Origin of the sequence: Paeniglutamicibacter sp. ORCA_105 (assembly GCF_045798545.1) — a bacterium.
Taxonomy (GTDB): domain Bacteria; phylum Actinomycetota; class Actinomycetes; order Actinomycetales; family Micrococcaceae; genus Paeniglutamicibacter; species Paeniglutamicibacter sulfureus.
Map to the genome: position 1 here is coordinate 1 of NZ_JBIXLM010000049.1, position 23522 is coordinate 23522.

The following is a 23522-nucleotide window of genomic DNA, read 5'->3' on the forward strand; positions in this document are numbered from 1 at the left end:
GCCACCCCGATCTCGTTAATGCCGGCATTCGGGTCTGCCTGCGATTCGCCTGCCCATTATGCCCGCCGCGCAGAATGCGCATCCCACCACCCCTCCTATAGACGGGAGCGGTACGGTACCTTGGAAAAGGGGGATTAACGTTTCACTAAACTCGCATGGGGGAGACAACTAATGGGGACGCAAAAGAAGGACCAGCCGCACCCACTCGTCGAAGTACACCCCGGAGCCGATCTGGACCTCTACGATTCAAAGATCGTCACGAACATATCCGGCCGCACCGCGATGACCCGCAAACGCCTGGCCAACGGCCGCGAGACCCGAGCCTTTCTTGATGCTGCGCTGGACCTCACCACCGAACTGTTCAGCCCGGCGCTGTCGGAACAGCTGCTCGATACCGACGAGGAGGACTCTCGTCCGGTCATGTCGTATCTGTCCCGCCGCAAGGTCCTGGCCAAGGCCAGGAAGAATTGCGGCGACGACTACCCCCTCAGTGAGAACATGATGCGCCACCGTTGGAGCACGCACGGAGATTTTCTGGCCGACTTCGTTTCCTATGCCCTGGCTGACAAGCACTGGAGCCTTCAGGTCGCGCTCTCGCAACATGCCAAGGACCTTCTGACCTCGGATGATAATTTTCCCACTGCGGTCCATCGGGTCGCCTACGAGGACCTCAAGCTCGTGCTGGAGCTGCCGGCCTTCCGGTTCCAGCTGTTGGCAGTGGCCACAGCACAGGCGGATACTGCATCCGCGCAAGCCCTGGCTCGCATGTACACGAATCTTTCACAGGTGTGGATCACGCTCTACACCAATGTATTTGAACACTATGGGCTCACGTTCAGGCCAGGCGTGACCATGGAAGACTTCAACATCTTGCTCCAGGCCATGGCGGAGGGGCTTGGGCTGCGCTTGATTTCCGGCGTGGGAGAACGACTGCTCGATCATGAGAAGCGGACTTCGCTGCTGGGAACCGCAGCACTTTCGCTCTTTCTGGCATTGGTCGATCCCGGCGACGGGCTTACCATCGAACAAGCAGCGGAGACTGCCATGGGCCAGAGGCGAAAGCCGTAGGTTCGGATTCGCCCGACCGGCAGATTTAGGAGCGGGGGCCGGCTGCCCCAAGCAGCCCGGCGCCCCCACTCCAGCTGCGACATTGGTCGTTATCGGCAACGGTCCGCATCGGCATCCGCCCAGGTATGACCCTCGACGGTCCGGCCCAGAGAACTGGTGCCGAAGTGTTCGATGCGCCCCGATCCCCCCGCCAAAAACGCAGGTGGTACAGAACCCCACGAGTAGTCAAACGCTTGAAGGCACCGGGAAGAACCGCTTCACCATCAGCAGTTCGGCTTTCCCCCAAAATTCCGCCCCACGCTTTCAAAGCCAACATACCCGTATGGATTACAACCACAGGACTTATCCAAACAAAGAGTGGTTCCCCGGCTCTACCCTCACTTGGGTCGACCTGACTGGGTCCACCCAGTTGGGTGCCGTCGACGGGACCCTGCCTGGACCGGGTGCAGCGACGCTACCCTTGAGCGAGCAGACGCTGCACGCGCGGCTTGACCTCGGTGGCCAGCAGCGTGATCGACTCCAGCAGGTGCTCCTGAGGGAGGCCGCCGATATCCATTTGGAGGAAGTGCCGCATGTGTCCCATGTAGCCATGCAGGTGGACGATACGCTCGGCCACTTCGTCGGGAGAACCCACATAGTAGGCACCCGGGGCCTCGGCCTGCGCGTCATAGGCGCGTTTGTCGGGCGCAGGCCAGCCACGCAGCTGGCCCATTTCCACGTTGAGGTTGTACCAACCCGGGTAGAACCGCTCGAGCGCTTCCTTCTTGGTCGGGGCGACCAAGCCCAGTGCTGCCACCGAAACCTTCAGCGAGTTCTCTGAGTGTCCCGCTTGGGCTCCGGCGCGGCGGTACAGCTCCGCCAACGGGGCGAAGCGATGCGGCGCCCCGCCAATGATGCCGTAGGACACCGGCAGGCCCGATTGGCCAGCACGGGCCGAGGAACTTGCATTGCCGCCGGTGGCCACCCAAATCGGCAGCCTGCCATTCAGGGGACGAGGCACCACGGCCAGGTCCGCAATCGCAGGTCGCTTCGTGCCGGACCACGTGACGTTATCGGTATCCGCATTGTTGATGGCCATGAGCAAGTCCAGCTTTTCTGCGTAGAGCTCGTCGTACTCGCCCAGGTCATAGCCAAAGAGCGGGAACGTCTCCACGGAGGAGCCGCGTCCTGCGGTGATCTCTATGCGCCCTCCCCCGGAGATGGCATCGGCCGTGGCGAATTGCTGGAAGACGCGCACCGGGTCATCGGTGCTGATGATGCTCGCGGCACTGCCGAGTTTGATCTGTTTCGTGGCGGCTGCCGCGGCGGCGAGCAGGGTGCCGGGCGAGGACGCAGGCATGCTGGCGGTGTGGTGTTCGCCCACGCCGAAGTAGTCCAGGCCTGCCTCATCCGCGTGCTTGATCGCCTCAAACAGGTTTTGGATGGCCTCGCCGGTTGATCGCAGTGATCCGTCGGCATTGCGCTGGGTGTCGCCGAAGCTGTAGGCACCGATTTCCATGTGGTCAATCCTCATTCGTTGGGTAAGCGTGTGGCGGGTCAGGCTGCGGCAAGGCTGCGCTGCAGCTCCTGCGCCAGTTCGACGGCGTTGAAGCGGCCGTTGAAGATCTCGGTACCGGGCTCAAAGGATTTGCCCGCCGCGAGTTCGCCGGCATCCACGAAGTCGAAGCCCAGGGTGTCGATGAACATGGCCACCAATGCCTTGGCGTTTTCGTCGTCCCCGGCGATGACCAGTGCCCGGCGGTCCGGCGTCCCCGGCTTGACGGCATCCGGTTCCATCTCGTGGTACCCGATGTGGTTGAAGGACTTCACCACGCGAGACCCGGCCAAGTATGCGGACACGACCTCGCTGGAGGACAGGTGAGTGTTCTCGAAATCGGCAATGTCGCCGTCGGTGGCGGCCCAGTAGTTCATGGCATCGATGACGACCCTGCCGCTGAGGGCTTCCGCATTCAGGGACTTGTACTTGTGCAGCGGGATGGCGACCACCACGAGGTCGGAGGCCGCGGCCTCGGACGCGTCGACGGCCACGGCGCCAGGGGTGACGATTTCGATGATCAGCGCGTTGTCGGCGGCCGGTTTGGAGGTGGCGACCTTGACGCGGTAGCCGGCGGCAACCGCCAAACGCGCAATGGCCGTACCCACGCGCCCGGCACCCAGGATGCCAATCGTCCCTCGAGAAGCCACGTGCTCTTGTGCGCCGATATCCATGTCCTGCCTTCCATTTATGTTGTACTACAGACTATATTCCTAACAGATCATCTGCGCAACACCGCAATATCCGGTATGATGGATGTCATGGCCTCCACTCAGCACCCGCCCCTCGCCTTCGACAAGCCGTTGCCGGGGTTCCTTCCCGGCGATCTCGCTTGGCACCTGGGAATGATCCTGCGCGGACACCAAACGCACTTCGCCGAGGCCGTTGCGGAGATGCCCTGCTCGGTGCGCGGCTTCCAGATGCTTTCCACCGTGGTTCACCATGACCCCGCAAACCAGCAGGCTTTGGGTGCTCACCTGGGCATCGACCGCACGGTGTTGACCTACCTCATCGACGACCTCGTGGCTGCCGGCCTCGTTGAACGCGTGCCTGCCCCCACGGATCGGCGCGCGCGGAAGATCGTTGCCACGAACCAGGGCGAGGCATTGCTGAAAAAGATGGAGGCACGCGTGGCCGCGGCCGAACAGACCCTGCTCGCCGAACTTGACGCCGGTGAAAGCGAGCAGCTCGCGCACCTGGTTTCCAAGCTCTCCATGGCGATCCATCGAGCGCAGCCCGGCGCCAATCCCTGCGAGGCCATGGACCACCTGGGCTAGCCACCGAGCCGGCGGGCACGGGACTCCGACCTGCCCCGGGCGAACGGTTCCGGTCGCCAACTGTGATCCAACGGCCGCGAACACCATAGACTCGTGACATGAACACTGGCGACATCACCTTCCACACCCGCAAATGGGTCCGCCCCGAAGACCTCAACGCCAATGGCACGCTCTTTGGAGGTAGCCTGCTGCGCTGGATTGACGAGGAAGCTGCGATCTACGCGATCGTCCAGCTCGGAAACGGATTCGCCGTCACTAAGTACATGTCGGAGATCAATTTCGTCTCCTCGGCGCAACAGGGTGATCTCATCGAGATGGGCCTAACCGCCACCCACTTCGGACGCACCTCGCTGACCATGCGCGCCGAGGTCCGCAACATGATCACCCGGCAGTCCATCTTGACCATCGAGAAGATCGTCTTCGTGAACATGGGCCCGGACGGCATCCCCGCCCCGCACGGCTACTCGGAGATCACCTACGACCGCGACCGCATTCCCGGCGAGCACCTGAAGATCAAGCAGCCCGAAGAGCTGTAGCCGCAGCGTCCGGTTGACTGCCGTCAAATCGGGAGTACTCGGGCCTGTTCGCAAAGGGCCCGCCTGAAGTCCTGGCTACGATGCATTCTTCACGGGACGAAAAACTCCCCCGCCCCACTGAACGCCGCTTCGCATCAGCCACAATTCGCAAGGCCGAATGGTTCCCAGGCGGACCTTGTGGCATGGCGGAACATAGCTGTCGTCGATTTCTCCGTCATCGCCGCGAATCCAGAGCTCGTCGTTGATCCTGAACACATTGGCCATGACCTCGCAATCGCAACAGCCGCCGAGCTCGGGGAATTTCCGCTCGAGCGATGTTGCCCGCGGTGCGCGCAGATCCCGGTAGGTGGTGCACCACTTCAACCCGCTGCACCCGTGCTCGAGCATTCTGTTGACGTAGCAAGCCAGGCATTCATAGCGTGGCGGCAGCAGCATCTTGACTACCTTGAGCGCATCTTCAAGTTCCGAGACGGTGTATTGGTCCATGGCGAACTCCTTGAATCGGTGGAGTCTTCAGCATGCGATCAATACCCGACGTCCGGCCCTTCAAGGCGTCGGGACTGTGGACAGGTAAAGTTAACGGCCCGGCGCTCGTAGCTGTGTGGGGAGGCTTTCTTCCCGTGCGAGAAATCAGATGTTGCCCTGGAACCGCACGATCCGTTCGATGGCCTCGGTCACCGCATCGAATCCGGCGGCAAAACTGAGGCGAACATGGTGCTGTCCGTTGACGTGGTCGAAGTCGTTGCCGGGAACAATGGCCACGCCCTCAGCTTCGAGTAGTGCGGCACAGTAGGCGGCGGCATTTACATGGGGACCGAGCTGGTCGCCCAGATCCGCATACAAGTAGAAGGCGCCGTCGGCAGGCGCGCTCTCGCCCCAGCCAAGGCGACCCATGGAGCCCAGCACCGCGGCGCGGGTCCGCGCGAATTCGGCAACCCGCGCTTCGGCCTCGGCGTAGGAGTCCTCGGTGAATGCGGCCAGCGCGGCATATTGCGCTGGGGCCGGCGGGCACAGCGCCACGTTGCCGGCCAGCGCGTCCACGGTGGACAGCATGTCGTCGGGAACCAGTGCCCAACCTAAGCGCCAGCCGGTCATGCCCCAGTATTTGGAGAAGCTGGAGATCACCACGGTGTCGGTGTCCAATTCCCAGGCACTGACCGAGCGGCGGACTTCCGACCCCGGTTCCGGGTAGTCGATGCCGTGGTAGATCTCGTCGCTGATCAGCCTGACGCCGCGTTCCTTGCACCACCCTGCGAGCTCCTCGAGCTCACTGCCGGAGACCATGGTGCCGGTGGGGTTTGCCGGGGAGGCCAGCATCAGTCCGTCGAGCCGTCCGTGTTCCCGCCAGGCTGCTTCCAACAGCTGCACGGTGGGCTGGTAGCGGGATTCCTGCCCGGCATCCAGCTCAATAACATCGATTCCCAGAGTGCGCAGGATATTGGCGTAGGCCGGATATCCGGGCCGCGCCAATGCCACCTTGTCACCGGAGTTGAAGGCGGTAAGGAAGGTCAGCATGAACGCGCCGGAACTCCCGGTGGTGACAGCGACGTTGTCCGCCGAAACCTCGATGTTGTACCAACGCTTGTAGTGTCCAGCGATGGCTTCCCGCAGTTCCCGGATGCCCAGCGCGGGCGTGTAGGTAAACGGCGTGCCCGCGGCATGGATCTCGGCCGCCCGCCGCGAAACCTCGGAGGGGGCACCGTCGCTGGGCTCGCCCGCGCACAGGGAAATGACATTCCGGCCCGTGGCACGCAACTGGGCGACCCGATCCAGGATGTTCATGACCTCAAACGCCGGAACCTTCGCCCGGTCCGCGACCTTTAACATGCTCTGCACTTTTCCTCCGGTACCTTTTGCCGCATTGACGACTTCACCAAGCCTGTCACATGCCGGTGGGCAGACGCGCGAAGGCCCCACCGGTGGCGGGGCCTTCTAATCGCTAACGAGCAGGTGTCTTATGCCTTGGATCCAGCAGCGATGTCCTTCTTGATGGCATCCATGTCTAGTCCCTGGACCTGTCCGATCAAGTCTTCCAGCGCCTCTGCCGGCAATGCGCCGGGCTGCGAGAAGACGAGGATTCCGTCACGGAACGCCATCAGCGTGGGGATCGAGGTGATGTTCGCGGCAGCTGCCAGCTGCTGCTCGGCCTCGGTGTCGATCTTGCCGAAGGTGATGTCCGGGTACTTCTCGCTGGCTGCCTCAAACACGGGTGCGAAGTTGCGGCACGGGCCGCACCACGCGGCCCAGAAGTCCACGAACACGGTGCCGGGTTCGGTGATGGTGGATTCAAAATTTGCGGAGTTCAGTTCAACGGAAGCCATACGTGCTTCATCCCTTCGGGAGGTTCGATTGCCGCGGATCACGAGCGTATCCGCAAATAGGTCAACCACACGCTCAACGGTAATATTCCTAGAGAGTTCGTTCAAAAATCTTCCAAAGGAGTCACCCCATGTGCAAGAAGGTCACCTGCGACAGCTGCGCCAAGCCGACTTGGGCTGGATGCGGCGAGCACATCGAGGATGCGCTCGGCGACGTCGCCGTTGCTGATCGCTGTTCCTGCAACTAGTCAAGGTTTTCGAAATGAGGTCCGGTTTCCGCCGGGCCTCATGTGCTTAATCGCTAAACACCGTTAAAGGCAGGCGAACCCGGAAATCAGGTTGAGCGTACCGCCCTGGGCCTTGGTGATCTTTCCAATTGGTGCGACTGCCGATTCCCAAGCCACACCCTGAAACGAGTGCACTGCGACGACGCCGACATGGAACTCGGATCCGCTACCCAGCAGAGCCTTGAGCACGGTGCCCAAAATTCCGGCCAGCAGCCCCGTCTTGAACTCGTAGGAGTTTGATGTGGGCTCCACAATGAACGTCCATTCTGGGTCCGACAATTGTTGCTTGCCAACGATCTTGTAGCCAACGATGGAACCACCAATGGAACTGGCCGGCGACCATGAAGTCGTCGCCACGGGCCCACCAAGGGGTGTGTTCGAGGAGGTACATTTCGTATTTGCCGGAATCGGGACGACCAACGCTTTCATCGTTGCGGACGCGGTCTGAGAATCGCTCCAGCTGGCGTTGCTGTCGTGTGCATAAATCGGCACCAGGACACCCGTCAACAGCAGCACCCCAGCGCCGAATGAGGCTCCGCGAATCAGCCAAGAGGGGTTCATTTTTACACCCTGAAATCCTCTCAGCCGCGTGCTCCGGCCTTGGGAATTGATGGATTTCATTGATTCCGCTTCCTTCGCATTCTTGCCGCGCCGGCCAGAGCGAGGCCGAGACCGACGGAGCCCACGGCTGCGAACAGAGCCAAGATCGGGTTGGTCCCGGTGGGTGCCAGCGGGGCGACCGGCCCCGGTGAACTATTGACGTCATCGCCGGATCCCGAGGCGTGAACTTGCAAGTGGACCGGTCCTCCAGCGGCATCCGGGGCGCTGGCTTCCGGCAGCCAGAGATCGAACAGCAGCCAGCGTTCCTCCCCTGCGGACATGGTTGTCAGCTGTCGTTTGGCCCCGTCAACGGCAATCGGACCAGCGACTTGTAGCTTGTCGGTTGCCCCGGTGCAGGTCTCCTCGACCCATCGCTCGTCACAGGAACGAATGGCCGCATGCAGCCCCAGCCCCGCATTCCCGTTACCCAGCAATTCAATCCGTACGACGCCGGTGCCCGGTTCCTCAGCGGCAACACCGACCTGCCATTGCACGGGTTCCCCGGGCGCCAGATGGGCCATTGCAGCGCGGTCGCCGATGGAGGTCATCCTCAGATTTCCACTCGCAACGATCTCCTCCGTAGTGGTCTGGGCCGGAGCGGCCAAGGCGAATCCAAGGGCCAGGGGTGCGACAAGGAAGACCAGCGCGGAGTGCGAGTCGTTTTCGGGTTGTCCCGGCACGCGAACACGCTCGCCGTCACCGGTTTCGTCGCGGCCATCAGCTTCACGCGGCCAGAACGCCCACGTGACCAGCCCCGATGCTCCAAGTGTCAGGAGAGCCAGCACCCACGGACTGGACAACCACACCACTCCGTACGCCAGATTGGGCACGGAGCCCATGACAATCCGGACATTACCGACGGTGTACGGTCCCGGGTCCTCGGCCTCGTTGGCGTCCCCCTTCATGGTGATGACGCGCTCGGCCGGTGACGGCCCGCCCGCCACCGAGGTCACGCGGTGGGTGATGGGGAGGGCTGCCGGTCGGTCAACCGTCACGACATCCCCGACCCGGATCTCTGGTGCGGGGATCTCGCGGACCACGGCCAGGGATCCGGCAGGAATCGTCGGGGCCATGGAACCGGTCTTGAACATGATCAGGGAAACGTTGAAGACGAAAGCGAGTATGACCAGCAACACGCAGATGAATCCGCCGAAGGCCGCCAGGCTCAAAACGGCATCGCCAAGGAACCTTCCCGCGCCCCGCATGCGTCTATCCATGTCCGGCCTTGCTAATCGGCCGTCGCCGCAAAGACCCAACGTCCCGTGAGCGTGGTGCCCTGGGCGGCGTTGGGTGCGGTCGTGGGCAGAGTGACGGCGAAACAGTAATTGACAGCGGAAGCCCCGTTGGCCGCCAGCGCGCTCATTGCGGTGGATCCCGTGGTCAGCACCGTTCCGGTGTCGACGATCGGTGTGCCGTCGGCGAAGGTGGTGGCGTTGCAGGTGGTTCCCGCAATCGTACGAACGCCGTAGCGCAGGTATGAGCCGAGCCCGTTTGCGTTGCCCGCGTCCGCTGACACTTGCACGGAGCCGGCCACGCTCGATGCTGCTGTCTTCACCGAGTACAGCGCGTACACCGTCATGCCCGGCACCATGGCATCCGGGGTCACGGTGAACAGTAGCGAGGCACCGGGCGCGGTCGGATGGTCGCTGAAGTCGGTTCCGTTCGGGCTTCCGACGATCGAGAAGGTGCCGGCAGTAAAGGATCCGGAGACGTGTTCTTCATCGGTCCACGCAGCTAGCGTTGCCGTAGTACCGATGCCGAGCACGAGGCCGCCGGCGAGCACTGCCCGCAAGCGGGTGAAGCGCCGCCTGCGCTCCTGCGTCAGATCGCGTCGCATCCGTCAACTTAGGGAGTCGATGTACCGAGGAATACCCAGGAGCCGGTTGCCGTCGCGCCCTGGGCGATGGCCGGACCGGCAGTTACCTGCACACACAGGACCACGTCGGCTCCGGGTTGTTCGTCAACGGTGCTTTTTGCCAATGTGAACAAGCTTGCACCGGCGACGGAGTCCATCGTCGTGCCGGACGGGACGACGGCTTGGGCGCCCGCCGCCGTCGAAGTGCACTCCTCCGCCGGGTCAAGTTGGACGATCCCGTAGGTGAGATCGTTCGCGGCGGTGCCCGTGGCGCTGGCCGCGTTCACGGAAACCGCGGCGTCATTGGTGGTGGTCGGGTCCAAGCGCAACGTGAAGGGCGCGGCAACCGTTTCGCCGGGGCTGAGGTTGTCAAACCCTGCAGTGAAACCAAGCTGGGCGGCTGCGCCTGCAGCGGCATGGTCGCTGAAGACCGTGCCGTTGGTGCTGCCCTGCATGTTGAAATGCCCGGCACCGAAGGTTCCCTGTGCGAATTCGGAGTCGTTCCACGCGGCGAGCGTGACCGCCGCGCCGACACCGAGGACCAATCCTCCGGCCAGTATCGCCCGGCCCTTGCGGTTCTTTTCCTTTTGAGACATTCGCTCCCCCTGAGCTAGAAAGACCGTGGAGATGCTGGATATTTCAAGAGACCCAGACCGTGAAACACCGTTCCTCGGCGTCTCACTCCACCTACTCACGCTAACAGCGGCGAAATGCCAAAACAGTACGATAACGGGAGTTTGGCGAAACGATGGCCAATATCTAGGCAAGATTGGACGGTCGACACTAACCGTTGGTCGCGTGGAGGTTGACCCGCCCCCAGGTGGCCAGATCAATAGGCCGGTCAGCTACCCAGGCGACGGAGGCAGTAGCGCATCGGAAAGTGCCGGATCCGGCGCGGCAGGATGCGCATGGAGAACCGCGCGCCACGCAACACGCAATTCAAGCAACGTTGTTGGCGTGGGCCAAAGGAGAAGCCAAACATGGTGCGCACCGGCTCGGGCAGCAGCCCGATGGTCATCAGCCGGACCAGCGGCATCGCGGCACGGATCCACAGCGGCGCGTGTTTGGCGGCCAGGAGTTCATGGGCGACCGCACGGACCGGCGCATCGACCCTTAATTGACCAAGCGTCTCGGTCCAGTACTCCGCGAAGTCCGCCCGGGTGGCTGGCCAGAGGTGCGCAGGCATGCCCAGCTCGGTGCCCAGTTGCGCGTAGTCGCGGTACAGCTCCTCGGCCGTATCGTCATCCAACGGCGGGAACACCGCGCGCTGGATCGTCATGGCGGAGTCGTAGAGTGTGGCGGCAACCCACAATTGCAACTTCGGGTCGCGCGCGGAATAGGCGGGGTGCGATCCGTCCTTGGCGGAGGGTGCCTTGACCGGCGCGTGCGCGGCGTTGACGATCTCGCGGACTTTTGCCCGCTGCGCATCGGTGCCGTTGCTCAGGGCATAGATATACGTCAAGGTGCCATTGAGGCGGCCCAACGGATTGACGGCAAAATTCGAATGCCGGGCCACGCCGTGGCCCACCCCGGGCAGGGCGAGCTGCAACAGGATGGCGCGGCCACCGCCCAGCAGGTAGACGGCTTCCGGGGCGAAGCGCGAGAGCACGGATTTGGGTTTCGCCTCCGCATCCGGGGAATCGCTCGTGCCCGCTGCCATGACGCCGCTACTTCTTGCTCGGGCGCACCGGGTGCTGGGACAGGATGGAGACGCGATTGAAGGCATTCATGGCGATGGCTGCCCACTGGATGGCTGAGAACTGCGCGTCGTCGAGTACCAGCCGCGACGCGGCGAGCTCCGCAATACGGGTTTCGGAATCGGGCAGGGAAGTTGCTGCCTCGGCAACGGCCAAGGCGGCGGCTTCCAGGTCGTCGAACAACTCGGTCTCTCGCCAAGTGGAGAGCACCGCCAGTCGCTGGGCTGTCTCGCCTGCTTCCAGGGCCATCCTGCCGTGCATGTCCAGGCAGTACGAGCAGCCGTTGATCTGGGAAATGCGCACATTGAGCAGCTCGATGAGGCGTGTGCCCAGCCCGGCGGCATCCGCGGCTTCCTTGACCTTGAGCGAAAGGCCGTTCAGGGCCTTCCAGCTGGCGGTGTCGGACTTGTCCAGGAAAAACGGTGCTGCCAGTGACACTTCTCGACTCATCTCATCAATGGCGCATCGCGCCCCAACATGTTGCCTAAAGCCTACTCGGCGGCGGCAAGCTGGCCGCAGGCGCCGTCGATTTCCTTGCCGCGGGTGTCGCGCAGCGTGGTGGGCACGCCGGCGGATTCGAGGCGGTCGATGAACTCGGCGGTGACGTCCGGCTCCGAGGAGGTCCAGACCGATCCCGGGGTCGGGTTCAGCGGGATCGGGTTCACGTGCACCCAGCCGCGGCCGCGGGCGTTGAGTTTGCGGGCCAACAGGTCCGCGCGCCAGCCGTGGTCGTTCATGTCCTTGATCAGCGCGTACTCGATGGAGACGCGGCGGCCGGTCTTCACGTAGTAGTTGAACGCGGCATCCAGGGCCTCGTCGACCTTCCACTTCGAGTTCACCGGGATCATCTCATCGCGCAGTTCGTCGTCCGGCGCGTGCAGCGACAGCGCGAAGGTGACCGGAACGCCCTCCTCGGCAAGCTTGTTGATGGCCGGGACCAGGCCCACGGTGGAGACCGTAATGCCGCGGGCGCTCATGCCCAGGCCCTCGGGGGCATCGGCGACCATGCGGTGCACGGCGTTCATGACGCGCTTGTAGTTGGCCAGCGGCTCGCCCATGCCCATGAAGACGATGTTGCCCACGCGCTCTTCGGGGTGCTTCTGGCCGCCCAGGCCGCCCTCGGCAATGACGCGGTTGGCCTGGACGATCTGGTCCAGGATTTCGGCGGTGGACATGTTGCGGGTCAGACCGGCCTGGCCGGTGGCGCAGAACGGGCAGTTCATGCCGCAGCCGCACTGCGAGGAGATGCACAGGGTGATGCGGTTGCTGTAGCGCATGAGCACCGACTCGACCAGCGAGCCATCGAAGAGACGCCAGAGGAACTTGATGGTCCGGCCATCGTCGGTGGCCAGTCGCTTGACCTCGGTGAGCAGCTTCGGGAACATGACTTCGGCGATCTCGGCGCGGCGGTCCTTGGGCAGGTCGCTCATCAACTCGGGATCGGTGGTGTAGTGCTGGAAGTAGTGCACCGAGAGCTGCTTGGCGCGGAAGGCCGGAAGGCCGATCTCCTTGAGCTTGGCAGCGCGTTCGGCCAGCGTGAGGTCGGCAAGGTGCACCGGCGGCTGCGAGACGCGGGCCTTGGCGGTGAACTGGAGCTGCGGGCGGCCGTCCTCGCCCATGGCCTGCTTCCACCCCTCGGCGGTGGGGCGCACCTGTGCACGGCCCTCGGCCTTGGCACGGGATTCGGAGATGCGCATTTGCTGGGCACCCTGGGCCGCGGCCTGGGCAGCACGGCGGGCCACGGCTTCCTCTGCGGCGGGCGCAGTGGTGGCAGGCTCGGTCACTGGGGAAATTTTGGGGGAAGTCATTGCCTCTATTCTCCCATGCGTGTCCAGAGTGTGGGCGGTGAGATTGCGCACCACCCGGGGCCGCCGCGCGGGACCCGGGGCGAACAGGGGTCGACCAGGACGGCCGTGCGAAGTTTCCCGGTCGCAGAACCCGGGCGATACCGACCGTGGCCTGACCGGGTCGTATCATGGGGACGTCGAACTTATCAGCCTGCGCAAGGGAAAGGGAGTGGAATCCAGTGGACCGCGAGGAACTTCCCACGATTTTCAACCTTGCCTCGAGCGACCCGCGCAGCGAATTGATCGACAGGTCGCAACTCAGCGAGGAAACGCTGCAGCAGATCGATCGGATCATGGCCGAAATGGGCAGGTTGCGGGCCGTCGAACGCAAGATCTCCCGCGCCTCGCAGAGCTACATGAACCTGAACGAGACCGACATGCGCGCCATCAGGTTCCTGATCTCCGCCAAGAACACCGACACCGCGGTGACCCCCGGCATGCTTGCCAAGCACCTGGGCATCACCACCGCCTCGGTGACCAAGATGGTTGACCGGCTGGAGAAGGCCGGACACGTGGTGCGCGCGGCGCACCCGACCGACCGCCGGTCCCTGTGCATCACTGTGACACCCGAGACGCATCTTGCCGCCCGCCAGCAGGTCGGTCGGCACCATGCCGCGCGCTTTGGCGCGGCCGCACGGCTGAGCCCCGCCGAACGCGAGGTGGTCATCCGGTTCCTCGCCGAAACGGCCATGGACCTCGAGGACAGCATCGGCACGGTCGGCGAGCGCAAGCCCTCCGAAGACTAGGCCTCGTCCTTGGCCTCGAGCCCCTCGGCGGCAGTGGTGATGCGACGGGCCATGGAGGAGAAGATCACCCCGTGGAAGGGCAGGATCGCCAGCCAGTAGAGCCGGCCCGCCAAGCCCTCGGGGAAGAACACCGCACGCTGCCGGTAGTGGCTTCCGGTTTCGGTCGGTTCCACCGAGAGCTCCAGCCAGGCCCGTCCGGGGACCCGCATTTCCGCACGCAGGCGCAGCAGGCGATCGGGCACCAGCTCCTCCACGCGCCACCAGTCCACCGCGTCCCCCAACGCGAGGGAGGTGCGGTTGCGCCGCCCGCGGCGCAGGCCCACTCCCCCGGCGAGCTTGTCCAGGATCCCGCGCAGCGCCCAGGCGCCGGGCAGCGAATAGTAGCCGGTTTCCCCGCCCAGCGAAGCTATGACCCGGAACAACGCAGCGGGACTCGCGCTGGTATCCCGCTCCCGAACATCGGTGAAGACGGTGTGCCCGGCCCATTGCGGATCCGAGGGCAGCGGCTCGGCGGGAGCCTCCAGGGCGTGGGCGGTCGTCCACGTGGTTTCCACGGTGTCCTCGCGCATCTTGGCCAGAGCCAGCTCGACGGAGCGCCGGTATCCGGTCAGCCCCTCTGCGGGGCGGCCGATGACCGCATCGATGTCGCGGTTTCGCATCACGCAGTCGTGCTGAAGTGACTCGACCAGCGGAATGGCCAGCGCGCGCGGGATCGGGGTGACAAGGTTGACCCACTGGGCCGCCAGCCACGGGGTCAGCACCGGCAGCGCCAGGATGACCGGGCGGCGGATGCCGGCAGCATCGGCATAGAGGCGCATCATGTCACCGTAGCTGTGCGCCTCCGGACCGCCGATGTCGTAGGTGCCGGACACATCCGGCGGCAGGTTCGCGCATGCACCCAGGTAGTGCAGGGCATCGCGCACGGCGATGGGCTGGACCCGGTTCAGCACCCAGCGCGGGGCGGGCATCACCGGAAGCACGTCGGTGAGGTGGCGGACCATCTCGAAGCTTGCGGAACCGGAGCCGATGATCAGCCCGGCCTGCAGCGTGATGGTGGGAATGCCGCTGGATTCCAGGATCCGCCCGACCTTGACCCGTGAGGCCAGGTGGCGACTTAGCTCGCCCTCGGGATGCAGTCCCGAAAGATAGACCAGACGCCCGATTCCTGCGGCCCTGGCCGCTTCCACGATGGTGTTGGCACAGCGTTCCTCGACGGGGGCAAAATTGCTGCTGCCGCCCATCGAGTGGACCAGGTAGTAGAGGACCTCGGCTCCCTCGCACAATTGGGCTGCGGCCTGCGGATCGGTGAGGTCCCCCTCCACGATCTGTACCCGCGACCCCCATGGAACATCGCGCAGGGCGTTGCTGCGGCGGGTGAGCACACGCACGCTGTGGCCCTGTTCCAGCAGCAACGGAACCAGTCTCCCGCCGATGTAGCCGGTGGCCCCGGTGACGGCAATGACGCTCATGCCGCGACCTCGGATGCGGAAGTCGCGGCCGGAGATACTCGGCGCCTTGCCGCCGCGACGAGGGTGAAGAGCAGCAGGGCTGTAGCCGCAGAGTACGCGGTGACGGAGACGGGCATGGATTCCAAGCCGCCGTCGCTGCGCCCCACGCCGATCCAGGCGATGCCCCACACCATGGCGAGGGCCGCTGCGATCCTGCCACCGGAATACACCACGGTCATGGCGCCGATCAGGGCCGCCACCACCGCCAGAACGCAGGCCAGGGGCGTGGCCCATTCAGCTCCGTCACCCACGCCCCGGGCCGCCAGCCACGCGGCGATGTTGGCCACCGTCGCCACGCTGACCCAGCCCAGGTACGGGCCGAAGGTCAGTGCCATGATCCATCTTTCGGCCGGGTGCTCGATTTGCGGCCGCATCAGCATGAAGATCCTGGCCAGGACCGCGAGCAGGAGCAGCATCACCACGACGCTGGCACCCAACCAGCCAACTTGCACCACGCCGATCCACAGGGCGTTGAGGACCGCGGAGCCTGCCGCCAACGGACGGATCCGCCGCTGGGTGTCGCTCCGCGCGGCGCGGGAGGTCAGTTGCCAGATCGCGTAGACAACCAGGCCCAGGTACACGAGGCTCCAGATGGAAAAGGCGCCGGTGCCGGGAGCCAGCAAGGTCGAATCTGCGCCCAGCCTGCCGTCCGCAGCCTCGGCAATTGGGGTGCCGCCCATCGCTCCGCTGCCGATGAAGGCGCCGGCGATGGCCGCGAAGACCGCGGCGGCGCAGATTGTCCGGATGGTCCAGGAGGCCTTTGGTGGGGAATGCATCGGGAGATCTCCTTGGCTCGGGGAAAATTTTTGCTGAATCCGTCAGTCCTACTCGACAAACACTAACTTGTTAACCCATGATGTATCTAGCTAAGCTAGTAATCAACCCTTCGAGGTATAGATGATCAAGGTTTCCACGGGCGAGACGTCCGGTCCGCACGCAGCATCGACGCTGCTGCACCAGGTCCTCATGCTCAATGATGTCCTGGAACACGCGGTGTGTCGCCATCTTGGAATCAACGAGACCGACTTCCAGGCCCTGCAACACCTGATGCTTGACCGCCCCATGACTCCGGGGGAACTCGCCGGAAAACTAAATATTTCCAGCGCCGCCACCACCGCGCTCATCGACCGGTTGAGCGAACGCAGCTACGTGTCGCGGGCGGCCCATCCCACCGACCGACGCAGCATCCGCGTCCATCCAAGCCCCCGGGCAGTGAATCTGACCCTGAGCGCACTGCGCCCGCTGTTCAATGACGCGGAACTCGGCATCCAGGAACTGAACCCCGATGAACAACGCGCCGTGGTGCGGTACCTGGAGGGCATCCTCACGGCCATGCACACCCAGATCGACACCTTCGCACCTCCCGCCACCACCCAGAAACGGAACGAACGATCATGAGCGTGCCAACCCAAAGTTCCGCGCAGACTTGCCGGTCCACCGCACCCGGGAAGACGGGAGTGCTCGAGTCGCGGGTCCGCCAGCTGTTGTCCTCTGTCATCGAGGAACATCGGCGCGCGGCCGGGGAATACTCCAAGGCCACTCAAACGCTTTGGTCCCGCATTGGACAGGCGCTGGAAGGTGGCAAGCTCACCCGCCCGCGCCTGGTCATGCTGGGCCACGAGGCATTCGCTCCAGGCTCGGTGGACAACGCGGAATTCGGCGAGGATTCCGAACGCGTCGTCCTGCTGGGCTGCGCCTTCGAACTGCTCCATGGGTCGCTGCTGATGCACGACGACGTGATCGACCGCGACTTCACCCGGCGCGGGCGTCCCACCCTCTCGGCGCTGTACCGCGACGATGCGCTGGCGCGCGGCAAGTCGGCGGAGAACGCCGAGCATGCGGGCCACGCGGCAGCCATCATCGCCGGCGACCTGTTGCTGGCCGCGGCTATCAAGCTCGCCCTGCGGGCCGCCGATTCACTGCCCCAGGCAGCCATCATCGAGAGCTCCTTCCACCAGGCAATCCACCACGCGGGTGCCGGGGAGCTGGAAGACCTGCTCTTTTCCCTGGATCCAGCGCCCGCCCAGGTGCAGGAGGTGCTGCGCATGGAAAAACTGAAGACCGCCGCCTATTCCTTCCAGGTGCCGCTGCACACCGGTGCCCTGTTGGCAGGCGCAGATGCCGCCGGGGCCGCCGCCCTGGCCAACATCGGCAGCCAGCTGGGTGTTGCCTACCAGCTCATCGATGACGTGCTGGGGACCTTCGGGGATCCGGCACGAACCGGAAAATCCATCGAGTCCGATCTGCGCGAGGGCAAAAGCACCATCCTCACCGCCATGGCGGCCTCCACCCCCGGGTTCACCGAGGACCTGCAGCGCTTCCGCGACCGGGGAACGGACGTGCAGGCCATGCGCTCCGCGCTCGAATCGACCGGCGCCGAGCGCTTTGCCCGGCAATTGGCGCAGGACCTGTGCGCCGGCGCCACCTCCTCCGCACGCGCATTGGGGCTGCCTGCCCATGTATCCACCGAGCTCGAGGGCTTCGCCGGCCTGATCCTGAACCGGGGGGCCTAGGCCGTGAAACACGACAGCGCAGTCAAAACCGGGGCACCGGCCGGCGGCCATGCAAGCGGCCAGCCCACGGCCCTGCAACGCTACTCGGCCACGGCCAGCAGCAGCGCCAGGGTAGTCATCGCCCGGTACTCCACCTCGTTCTCGCTGGCCTGCCGCATGCTGGGGCGCCCCGCGCGCGAACACATCTCCAATATCTATGCCCTGGTGCGCCTGGCCGACGAGGTCGTCGACGGGGTGGCCCGCGAGGCCGGGCTGGACGCACCTGCCGTCGCGACCGCTCTGCAACGGCTGGAGGAGGAAACCGAGGCGGCGCTGGCCAGCGGCTACAGCACCAACATGATCGTGCATGCCTTCGCATGCACCGCCCGCTCCCAAGGCATCGACACCGCGCTGACCCGCCCGTTCTTCGCCTCAATGCGCAGCGACCTGGAGGTGTCCACCCACGACGCTACGACTCTGGAAGGCTACATCTACGGATCGGCGGAGGTCGTGGGATTGATGTGCCTGCGCGTCTTCCGTTCCATGCCCCACGCCCCCACCGGACACGAGGCGGAAACCGAGGCCGCCGCCCGGCGCCTGGGAGCTGCCTTCCAGAAGGTCAACTTCCTGCGGGACCTGGCGGAGGACACCTCCTCACTGGGCCGCAGCTACTTCCCGGGCCTGGACCCGGCGGCATTCACCGACGCGCACAAGAACGCATTGGTCCACGAGATCCGGGCGGACCTGGACGCCGCGGCCCGCGGCATCCCCCACCTGGCGCCGCGCGCCGCACAGGCAGTGGCCATGGCCCACGGGCTGTTCAGCGAACTGAACCGCCGACTCGAAAACACCGACGCCGCCGAGCTCATGACCCGACGAATCTCCGTTCCCGCCCGCCGCAAGGCATACATCGCGCTGCGCACCACCATGGGCCGGCGCCCCAAGTCAGCCACGGTCAACGCGGCATGAAAGCGACACCCATGAAGAAACCTGCCCACACTGCCGCACAAGAGGTGGTCGTCATCGGCGGCGGTTTCTCCGGATTGGCCACCGCGGGCCTGCTGGCCGCCTCCGGCCATCGGGTCACGCTGCTGGAAAAGCAGGAGGTGCTCGGCGGCCGCGCCGGACGCCTGCAGCGCGAGGGCTTCAGCTTTGACACCGGCCCCTCCTGGTACCTGATGCCCGAAGTCATCGAGCACTGGTTTGAGCTCATGGGCACCTCCACGGAAACCGAGCTGGATCTCGTGGAGCTCGGGATCGGCTACCGGACCTGGTTCCAGGGCGACTACACCCCGTTGGACATGCCATCCGGCGCCGGGGCCCGCGACGCCTTCGAGTCCCTCCAGCCCGGTGCCGGTGCCGCACTGGATAAATACCTGGAACAGTCCGCCGCGAGCTACGACTTGGCGCTGAAGCATTTCCTCTATGCGGATTTCTCCTCTCCTGCCAGCTTCCTGGACCCGCGGGTGGTGGCGCTGCTGCCACGGCTTGCCCCGCTGCTGACTGGCTCCCTGGACTCATTCGTGGCCAGCCGCTTCAGCGATCCGCGTCTGCGCCAGATCCTGGGTTACCCCGCGGTGTTCCTGGGCTCGAGCCCCAAGCGCACCCCGGCGCTCTACCACCTGATGAGCCACCTGGACCTGACCCAAGGCGTGAAATACCCGATGGGCGGCTTTGCACACCTGGTCGACGTGATGGCAGGACTCTGCCGGGCCGCCGGCGTCACGATCATCACCGGTGCCCGGGTCACGGGCATCGATGCTGACACCGCCGCGGGCACTCCCCGGGTCGAGGCAGTGCGCTGGGTCGATGCGGGCGACCCCGGCCACGGGACAGGTCCGGAGCAACGCCTGGAAGCCGACGTGGTGGTGGGTGCAGCAGACCTGCACCACCTGGAGACCGAATTGCTCCCGGCGAAGCTTCGCTCCTCCTCCGAAGCCAGTTGGAAGCGGCGCGATCCCGGGCCCAGTGCCGTACTGCTCTGCCTGGGCATCCGGGGCAAGCTCCCCAAGCTCAGCCACCACAATCTGTTGTTCACCACCGACTGGGACGACAATTTCGGGCGCATCCACCGCGGCGAGGACCTTGCGGAGGAAACCAGCCTGTATGTCTGCATGCCCAGCGCCACGGACCACTCCGTGGCACCGGACCGACATGAAAACCTGTTCATCCTTGTTCCTTCCCCTGCCCTGCCCGCGTGGGGCAAGGGCGGCCCGGACGGCACCGGATCACCGCAGGTGGAGGCGGTTGCGGATGCCGCGCTGGACCAGTTGGCCGCTTGGGCGGGCATTGCGGACCTGCGCGAGAGGGTCGTGGTGCGCCAAAGCTTTGGCCCCGGCGACTTTGTGGACAACGTCAATGCCTGGCAGGGCGGCGCCCTGGGGCTGGCGCACACGCTGGGCCAGTCGGCCTTCTTCCGCCCCTCGAACCACAGCTCGAAGGTCCGCGGCCTGCACTATGCCGGCAGCTCGGTGCGTCCGGGCATCGGAGTCCCGATGTGCTTGATCAGTGCGGAGATCATCGCCAAGGCAGTCAACGGGATCAAGGACAAGGGCCCCATGGTCCCTGGCCAGCTGTCGCCGGTGGCACGGCCCAAGACCGAACCCACCCCGGCGGCGAGACCATGACCTACCTGCTCATCCTGCTGGCACTCATTGCCTGCATGACGGTGCTGGATGCCAGGTACCGTCTATTCGTCTTTGCCCAACCGCTGCCCGCGCTGCTCGCGCTGGCCGGTGGAACCGCGATGTTCCTGCTCTGGGACGTCATCGCCATCGACCTAGGGATCTTCCTGCATCGTGATTCGACGCTCATGACCGGGGTGATGCTGGGCGACCAGTTGCCGCTGGAGGAAGCCTTCTTCCTGCTTTTCCTCTGCTACAACACGATGGTCCTGCTCACCGGCGCCATGGCCTGGCGGACACGGCGGAAGGCCGCCGGCGCCGACCGCCATGCCACCGCCACGCCAATACCGGATTCGAAGGAGACAGCATGAACTTCGCCGTGCTGTCCCTGTGCTTCATGCTCGGTTCGTTGTTGCTCTTCCTCCTCGCGGTGCGCCTGCGCCGGATCAGCTTGCGCACGGTCCTTCCGCCGATGGGGCTCGCCCTGCTCGTGCTCTGCGTGCTGACCGCGGTATTCGACAACGTGATGATCGGCTCCGGGCTTTTTGGCTACGGAAGCCAGACGTTGCTGGGCCTGCGCATCGGGCTGGCCCCGGTGGAGGACTTCAGCTACCCGGTCTGCGCGGTGCTCTTCGTTCCTGCCCTGTGGTGGATCGCAGGGGGCAAGGCACCGACGGGAACCGGAGCTTCGGTGACGGGAAGCGGTTTTGCCCAGGCCCCACCGTGCCCGTCGCCAGTGATCCGGACCGGGAAGGAAACACCATGATGCTGCGCGAACTGCTCATGACTTCCCGCCCGGTTTCCTGGGTCAACACCGCCTACCCCTTTGCCGCAGCATACCTGTTGGCAGCCGGGAGGATCGACTGGATCTGGGTGGTCGGAACATTCTTCTTCCTCGTCCCCTACAACCTGGCCATGTACGGGATCAACGATGTCTTCGACTACGAATCGGACCTGCTGAACCCCCGCAAGGGCGGGGCCGAGGGCGCGGTGGTGGACCGCAGCCGGCACCGCGGGATCCTGGTGGCCTGCGCGGTTGCCTGCCTGCCATTCTTGGTGGTGCTGGGAATCGTTGGTTCCTGGCAGGCGAACCTGGTGCTGTTGGGATCGATGGCGGCGCTCTACGCCTATAGCGCTCCGCACCTGCGCTTCAAGGAGCGTCCCTTCCTGGACTCGCTGACCTCCAGCACCCACTTCGTCTCCCCCGCTCTCTACGGACTGGCCTTGGCGGGGGCCGGTTTCGACGCGGCGCTGGTGGCGATCCTGGTGGCGTTCTTTCTCTGGGGCGCGGCCTCACACGCGTTCGGCGCGGTGCAGGACATCGTCCCCGACCGCGCAGCATCGCTGGGTTCCATCGGCACGGTGCTGGGGGCGAAATGGACCGTCAGGTTCGCCGCCGCAGCCTACCTCGCCGCCGGCGCATTGCTCCTGTTCACCGACTGGCCGGGCCCCTTGGCGGGCCTGCTGGCCCTGCCGTACCTGGCCAATGTGCTGCCCCATGCCGGGCTGGACGACGAGGATTCCGCCCGCGCCCATGCCGGATGGGTGCGCTTCCTCTGGCTGAACTATGCCACGGGGTTCCTCATCACCATGCTGCTGATTTGGTACGCCCTGTCCCGCTAGTCCCAAAAACCACCGTTCGCACGAAAGAGCACGAACATGAACCAGGCATCATCCACCATCGTGTGGTTCCGCGACGACCTGCGCGTGGCCGACAATCCGGCGCTCTGTGCCGCCATGGCTTCGGGGCCGACAACCGCCCTGTTCATCCTTGACGAGCAGTCCCCCGGCGTGCGTCCGTTGGGCGGCGCTGCCAAGTGGTGGCTGCATCACGCATTGAACGAGCTGCGTGAATCATTGGCAGGACTCGGCGTGCCGTTGCTTTTGCGCCGCGGTGCCGCGGCCGAGGTCCTTCCGGGACTCCTCGCCGCCGAAGGCTTCTCCACCATGCATTGGAACCGTCGCTACGGCGGAGCCGAACGCGCCGTCGACGCAACGGCCAAGAAGTTGGCGACCGACGCCGGGCTTGAGGCCCACAGCCATGCCGGAACGCTCTTGCACGAACCTTGGACCGTGCTGACCCAGGATTCAAGGAACTTCAAGGTCTTCACGCCCTTCTTCAACGCGCTGCAGCGGCTGCCGATGCGCCCGGTGCTGGACAGGCCGGATCCGCAGGAACCCGTGACCACCGAATTGACCTCGGAAAAATTGGATGACTGGGGACTGTTGCCCTCGGCTCCCGACTGGTCGCACGGACTGGCCGCCGCCTGGGTGCCGGGCGAGGCCGCAGCCCGGGACCGCCTGGGCGTGGTGTTGGAGGAAATCGCCGGCGACTACGCCACGTCCCGCGACAGGCCCGACACCGACGGCACCTCGCGCTTGTCGGCGGCCCTGCGGTGGGGACATCTGGGTCCCGTCGAGGTCTGGGAGACCCTCAGCGGCGTGCTGCGCGTCCATCCCGAACGAGCCGAGGGCACGCGGGCCTTGATGCGTCAACTGGGGTGGCGCGACTTTTGCTGGAACCTGCTCTACCACTACCCGGATTTGGCCACCCGGAACCTGCGCAGCGAGTTCGACGAGTATGACTGGGCCCGGCCCGGCTCCGGCGTAAACAGTGGGCCGGAGGGCTCAACGGCGGCCCGCCACTTCAAGGCCTGGCGCGGCGGTTCGACGGGCTACGGGCTGGTGGACGCCGGCATGAAGCAGCTTTGGGAAACGGGATGGATGCACAACAGGGTCCGCATGGTCACCGCCAGCTTCCTGGTCAAGAACCTGGGTATCCACTGGCGGGTGGGCGAGGAATGGTTTTGGGACACCCTCGTGGACGCGGACGCGGCATCAAACCCGGCCAACTGGCAATGGGTCGCCGGGTGCGGGGCCGACGCGTCCCCGTTCTTCAGGGTCTTCAACCCGTTGCTGCAGGCCAAGAAGTTTGATCCGCGCGGTTCCTACGTTGACCGCTTTGTCCCGTTTTCCAGGGTCGATCAGATGGTGGACCTGATGGCCTCCCGTGCCCGGGCCCTGGACTCGCTTGCGCGGATGAAGGAGGCACCCCCGGCGGAATCCGGCACGTGATTGCGCCGCCACAAGGCCCGTATCAGTGCTTTGCCGGGCCTTGGGGCGTAGCGTGGGT

The 23522-nt window shown here is 65.0% G+C and carries 26 protein-coding genes; 12 read left to right on the plus strand and 14 right to left on the minus strand.

Features of this window, described 5'->3' with window-relative positions; all coding sequences use genetic code 11:
- Window positions 1-171 precede the first annotated feature (171 nt).
- Entirely contained in the window at window positions 172-1068 is an 897-nt protein-coding gene (locus ACIPUB_RS17810; protein WP_407608599.1) for a hypothetical protein, read from the plus strand.
- Window positions 1069-1522: 454 nt separating this feature from the next.
- On the opposite strand, the gene ACIPUB_RS17815 is transcribed toward ACIPUB_RS17810, so the two are convergent.
- Window positions 1523-2566 carry an LLM class flavin-dependent oxidoreductase gene (locus ACIPUB_RS17815; RefSeq protein WP_407608600.1) on the minus strand — a complete coding sequence of 348 codons (1044 nt, stop codon included), beginning with the start codon at window positions 2564-2566 and terminating at the stop codon, window positions 1523-1525.
- Between the two features lie 38 nt (window positions 2567-2604).
- Window positions 2605-3276 (minus strand): NADPH-dependent F420 reductase, encoded by a 672-nt coding sequence (locus ACIPUB_RS17820; RefSeq protein WP_407608601.1) that lies wholly within the window; start codon window positions 3274-3276, stop codon window positions 2605-2607.
- A gap of 87 nt (window positions 3277-3363) precedes the next feature.
- Here ACIPUB_RS17820 and ACIPUB_RS17825 point away from each other — a divergent pair, with 87 nt between their 5' ends.
- The gene (locus ACIPUB_RS17825; RefSeq protein WP_407608602.1) at window positions 3364-3879 is read left to right on the plus strand and encodes a MarR family winged helix-turn-helix transcriptional regulator; all 516 of its coding nucleotides are present in this window, start codon (window positions 3364-3366) and stop codon (window positions 3877-3879) included.
- A gap of 98 nt (window positions 3880-3977) precedes the next feature.
- Window positions 3978-4415 carry an acyl-CoA thioesterase gene (locus tag ACIPUB_RS17830; RefSeq protein WP_264269644.1) on the plus strand — a complete coding sequence of 146 codons (438 nt, stop codon included), beginning with the start codon at window positions 3978-3980 and terminating at the stop codon, window positions 4413-4415.
- A 75-nt stretch (window positions 4416-4490) separates the two neighbouring features.
- On the opposite strand, the gene ACIPUB_RS17835 is transcribed toward ACIPUB_RS17830, so the two are convergent.
- From ACIPUB_RS17835 to rlmN, 10 genes are all read right to left on the minus strand, one after another.
- Window positions 4491-4901: a DUF2695 domain-containing protein gene (locus ACIPUB_RS17835; RefSeq protein WP_407608603.1), complete on the minus strand. Its 411-nt coding sequence runs from the start codon at window positions 4899-4901 to the stop codon at window positions 4491-4493.
- A gap of 144 nt (window positions 4902-5045) precedes the next feature.
- The gene (locus ACIPUB_RS17840; RefSeq protein ID WP_407608629.1) at window positions 5046-6242 is read right to left on the minus strand and encodes a pyridoxal phosphate-dependent aminotransferase; all 1197 of its coding nucleotides are present in this window, start codon (window positions 6240-6242) and stop codon (window positions 5046-5048) included.
- 128 nt (window positions 6243-6370) lie between these two features.
- A complete protein-coding gene (gene trxA / locus ACIPUB_RS17845; protein WP_407608604.1) occupies window positions 6371-6736 on the minus strand; it encodes a thioredoxin in 366 nt (121 codons plus the stop codon).
- A gap of 308 nt (window positions 6737-7044) precedes the next feature.
- Complete coding sequence (locus ACIPUB_RS17850; RefSeq protein ID WP_407608605.1) at window positions 7045-7641, minus strand: hypothetical protein; 597 nt, start codon at window positions 7639-7641, stop codon at window positions 7045-7047.
- The gene (locus ACIPUB_RS17855) at window positions 7638-8825 is read right to left on the minus strand and encodes a signal peptidase I (protein ID WP_407608606.1); all 1188 of its coding nucleotides are present in this window, start codon (window positions 8823-8825) and stop codon (window positions 7638-7640) included. Before ACIPUB_RS17855 ends, ACIPUB_RS17850 begins: the two co-directional genes overlap by 4 nt.
- 23 nt (window positions 8826-8848) lie before the next feature.
- Entirely contained in the window at window positions 8849-9457 is a 609-nt protein-coding gene (locus tag ACIPUB_RS17860; RefSeq protein WP_407608607.1) for a SipW-dependent-type signal peptide-containing protein, read from the minus strand.
- Window positions 9458-9465: 8 nt separating this feature from the next.
- On the minus strand, window positions 9466-10071 hold the full coding sequence (locus ACIPUB_RS17865) for a SipW-dependent-type signal peptide-containing protein (protein WP_407608608.1): 606 nt from the start codon (window positions 10069-10071) through the stop codon (window positions 9466-9468).
- Between the two features lie 245 nt (window positions 10072-10316).
- A complete protein-coding gene (locus ACIPUB_RS17870; protein WP_407608609.1) occupies window positions 10317-11135 on the minus strand; it encodes an oxygenase MpaB family protein in 819 nt (272 codons plus the stop codon).
- 7 nt (window positions 11136-11142) lie between these two features.
- Window positions 11143-11622 (minus strand): carboxymuconolactone decarboxylase family protein, encoded by a 480-nt coding sequence (locus ACIPUB_RS17875; RefSeq protein WP_407608610.1) that lies wholly within the window; start codon window positions 11620-11622, stop codon window positions 11143-11145.
- A 41-nt stretch (window positions 11623-11663) separates the two neighbouring features.
- Entirely contained in the window at window positions 11664-12869 is a 1206-nt protein-coding gene (gene rlmN / locus ACIPUB_RS17880; protein WP_407608630.1) for a 23S rRNA (adenine(2503)-C(2))-methyltransferase RlmN, read from the minus strand.
- Window positions 12870-13198: 329 nt separating this feature from the next.
- Here rlmN and ACIPUB_RS17885 point away from each other — a divergent pair, with 329 nt between their 5' ends.
- Window positions 13199-13765 (plus strand): MarR family winged helix-turn-helix transcriptional regulator, encoded by a 567-nt coding sequence (locus ACIPUB_RS17885; protein WP_407608611.1) that lies wholly within the window; start codon window positions 13199-13201, stop codon window positions 13763-13765.
- On the opposite strand, the gene ACIPUB_RS17890 is transcribed toward ACIPUB_RS17885, so the two are convergent.
- Both ACIPUB_RS17890 and ACIPUB_RS17895 read right to left on the minus strand, forming a co-directional pair.
- Window positions 13762-15234, minus strand: a complete 1473-nt coding sequence (locus ACIPUB_RS17890; RefSeq protein ID WP_407608612.1) for an SDR family oxidoreductase — start codon at window positions 15232-15234, stop codon at window positions 13762-13764. The two genes, ACIPUB_RS17885 and ACIPUB_RS17890, sit on opposite strands and share 4 nt — an antisense overlap.
- Entirely contained in the window at window positions 15231-16049 is an 819-nt protein-coding gene (locus ACIPUB_RS17895) for a tryptophan-rich sensory protein (RefSeq protein WP_407608613.1), read from the minus strand. The genes ACIPUB_RS17890 and ACIPUB_RS17895 overlap by 4 nt, the downstream gene beginning before the upstream one ends.
- A gap of 121 nt (window positions 16050-16170) precedes the next feature.
- On the opposite strand from ACIPUB_RS17895, the gene ACIPUB_RS17900 reads away from it, so the two are divergent.
- The 8 genes from ACIPUB_RS17900 to ACIPUB_RS17935 are packed head-to-tail and all read left to right on the plus strand — an operon-like array spanning window position 16171 to window position 23464.
- Window positions 16171-16671, plus strand: a complete 501-nt coding sequence (locus tag ACIPUB_RS17900; protein WP_407608614.1) for a MarR family winged helix-turn-helix transcriptional regulator — start codon at window positions 16171-16173, stop codon at window positions 16669-16671.
- Window positions 16668-17786: a polyprenyl synthetase family protein gene (locus tag ACIPUB_RS17905; protein ID WP_407608615.1), complete on the plus strand. Its 1119-nt coding sequence runs from the start codon at window positions 16668-16670 to the stop codon at window positions 17784-17786. The genes ACIPUB_RS17900 and ACIPUB_RS17905 overlap by 4 nt, the downstream gene beginning before the upstream one ends.
- A gap of 3 nt (window positions 17787-17789) precedes the next feature.
- Window positions 17790-18734: a phytoene/squalene synthase family protein gene (locus tag ACIPUB_RS17910; protein WP_407608616.1), complete on the plus strand. Its 945-nt coding sequence runs from the start codon at window positions 17790-17792 to the stop codon at window positions 18732-18734.
- A gap of 11 nt (window positions 18735-18745) precedes the next feature.
- Entirely contained in the window at window positions 18746-20392 is a 1647-nt protein-coding gene (gene crtI, locus ACIPUB_RS17915; RefSeq protein WP_407608617.1) for a phytoene desaturase family protein, read from the plus strand.
- Window positions 20389-20760 (plus strand): lycopene cyclase domain-containing protein, encoded by a 372-nt coding sequence (locus ACIPUB_RS17920; RefSeq protein ID WP_407608618.1) that lies wholly within the window; start codon window positions 20389-20391, stop codon window positions 20758-20760. Before crtI ends, ACIPUB_RS17920 begins: the two co-directional genes overlap by 4 nt.
- Window positions 20757-21155 carry a lycopene cyclase domain-containing protein gene (locus ACIPUB_RS17925; protein ID WP_407608619.1) on the plus strand — a complete coding sequence of 133 codons (399 nt, stop codon included), beginning with the start codon at window positions 20757-20759 and terminating at the stop codon, window positions 21153-21155. The genes ACIPUB_RS17920 and ACIPUB_RS17925 overlap by 4 nt, the downstream gene beginning before the upstream one ends.
- Window positions 21155-22012, plus strand: coding sequence for a prenyltransferase (locus tag ACIPUB_RS17930; RefSeq protein ID WP_407608631.1), 858 nt, complete (start codon window positions 21155-21157; stop codon window positions 22010-22012). Before ACIPUB_RS17925 ends, ACIPUB_RS17930 begins: the two co-directional genes overlap by 1 nt.
- A gap of 36 nt (window positions 22013-22048) precedes the next feature.
- A complete protein-coding gene (locus tag ACIPUB_RS17935) occupies window positions 22049-23464 on the plus strand; it encodes a cryptochrome/photolyase family protein (protein WP_407608620.1) in 1416 nt (471 codons plus the stop codon).
- Window positions 23465-23522 lie beyond the last annotated feature (58 nt).

Bases quoted from the DNA above. Each gene is read 5' to 3' on its own strand.
- ACIPUB_RS17860 (WP_407608607.1), bottom strand. From the start codon at position 9,457: ATGCGACGCGATCTGACGCAGGAGCGCAGGCGGCGCTTCACCCGCTTG.
- ACIPUB_RS17900 (WP_407608614.1), top strand. From the start codon at position 16,171: ATGATCAAGGTTTCCACGGGCGAGACGTCCGGTCCGCACGCAGCATCG.
- ACIPUB_RS17820 (WP_407608601.1), bottom strand. From the start codon at position 3,276: ATGGATATCGGCGCACAAGAGCACGTGGCTTCTCGAGGGACGATTGGC.
- ACIPUB_RS17890 (WP_407608612.1), bottom strand. From the start codon at position 15,234: ATGAGCGTCATTGCCGTCACCGGGGCCACCGGCTACATCGGCGGGAGA.
- ACIPUB_RS17935 (WP_407608620.1), top strand. From the start codon at position 22,049: ATGAACCAGGCATCATCCACCATCGTGTGGTTCCGCGACGACCTGCGC.
- ACIPUB_RS17920 (WP_407608618.1), top strand. From the start codon at position 20,389: ATGACCTACCTGCTCATCCTGCTGGCACTCATTGCCTGCATGACGGTG.
- ACIPUB_RS17850 (WP_407608605.1), bottom strand. From the start codon at position 7,641: ATGAAATCCATCAATTCCCAAGGCCGGAGCACGCGGCTGAGAGGATTT.
- rlmN (WP_407608630.1), bottom strand. From the start codon at position 12,869: ATGCGCATCTCCGAATCCCGTGCCAAGGCCGAGGGCCGTGCACAGGTG.
- ACIPUB_RS17870 (WP_407608609.1), bottom strand. From the start codon at position 11,135: ATGGCAGCGGGCACGAGCGATTCCCCGGATGCGGAGGCGAAACCCAAA.
- ACIPUB_RS17825 (WP_407608602.1), top strand. From the start codon at position 3,364: ATGGCCTCCACTCAGCACCCGCCCCTCGCCTTCGACAAGCCGTTGCCG.
- ACIPUB_RS17830 (WP_264269644.1), top strand. From the start codon at position 3,978: ATGAACACTGGCGACATCACCTTCCACACCCGCAAATGGGTCCGCCCC.
- trxA (WP_407608604.1), bottom strand. From the start codon at position 6,736: ATGGCTTCCGTTGAACTGAACTCCGCAAATTTTGAATCCACCATCACC.
- ACIPUB_RS17875 (WP_407608610.1), bottom strand. From the start codon at position 11,622: ATGAGTCGAGAAGTGTCACTGGCAGCACCGTTTTTCCTGGACAAGTCC.
- ACIPUB_RS17840 (WP_407608629.1), bottom strand. From the start codon at position 6,242: ATGTTAAAGGTCGCGGACCGGGCGAAGGTTCCGGCGTTTGAGGTCATG.
- ACIPUB_RS17865 (WP_407608608.1), bottom strand. From the start codon at position 10,071: ATGTCTCAAAAGGAAAAGAACCGCAAGGGCCGGGCGATACTGGCCGGA.
- ACIPUB_RS17895 (WP_407608613.1), bottom strand. From the start codon at position 16,049: ATGCATTCCCCACCAAAGGCCTCCTGGACCATCCGGACAATCTGCGCC.
- ACIPUB_RS17925 (WP_407608619.1), top strand. From the start codon at position 20,757: ATGAACTTCGCCGTGCTGTCCCTGTGCTTCATGCTCGGTTCGTTGTTG.
- ACIPUB_RS17810 (WP_407608599.1), top strand. From the start codon at position 172: ATGGGGACGCAAAAGAAGGACCAGCCGCACCCACTCGTCGAAGTACAC.
- ACIPUB_RS17835 (WP_407608603.1), bottom strand. From the start codon at position 4,901: ATGGACCAATACACCGTCTCGGAACTTGAAGATGCGCTCAAGGTAGTC.
- ACIPUB_RS17815 (WP_407608600.1), bottom strand. From the start codon at position 2,566: ATGGAAATCGGTGCCTACAGCTTCGGCGACACCCAGCGCAATGCCGAC.
- ACIPUB_RS17905 (WP_407608615.1), top strand. From the start codon at position 16,668: ATGAGCGTGCCAACCCAAAGTTCCGCGCAGACTTGCCGGTCCACCGCA.
- ACIPUB_RS17930 (WP_407608631.1), top strand. From the start codon at position 21,155: ATGCTGCGCGAACTGCTCATGACTTCCCGCCCGGTTTCCTGGGTCAAC.
- ACIPUB_RS17855 (WP_407608606.1), bottom strand. From the start codon at position 8,825: ATGCGGGGCGCGGGAAGGTTCCTTGGCGATGCCGTTTTGAGCCTGGCG.
- crtI (WP_407608617.1), top strand. From the start codon at position 18,746: ATGAAGAAACCTGCCCACACTGCCGCACAAGAGGTGGTCGTCATCGGC.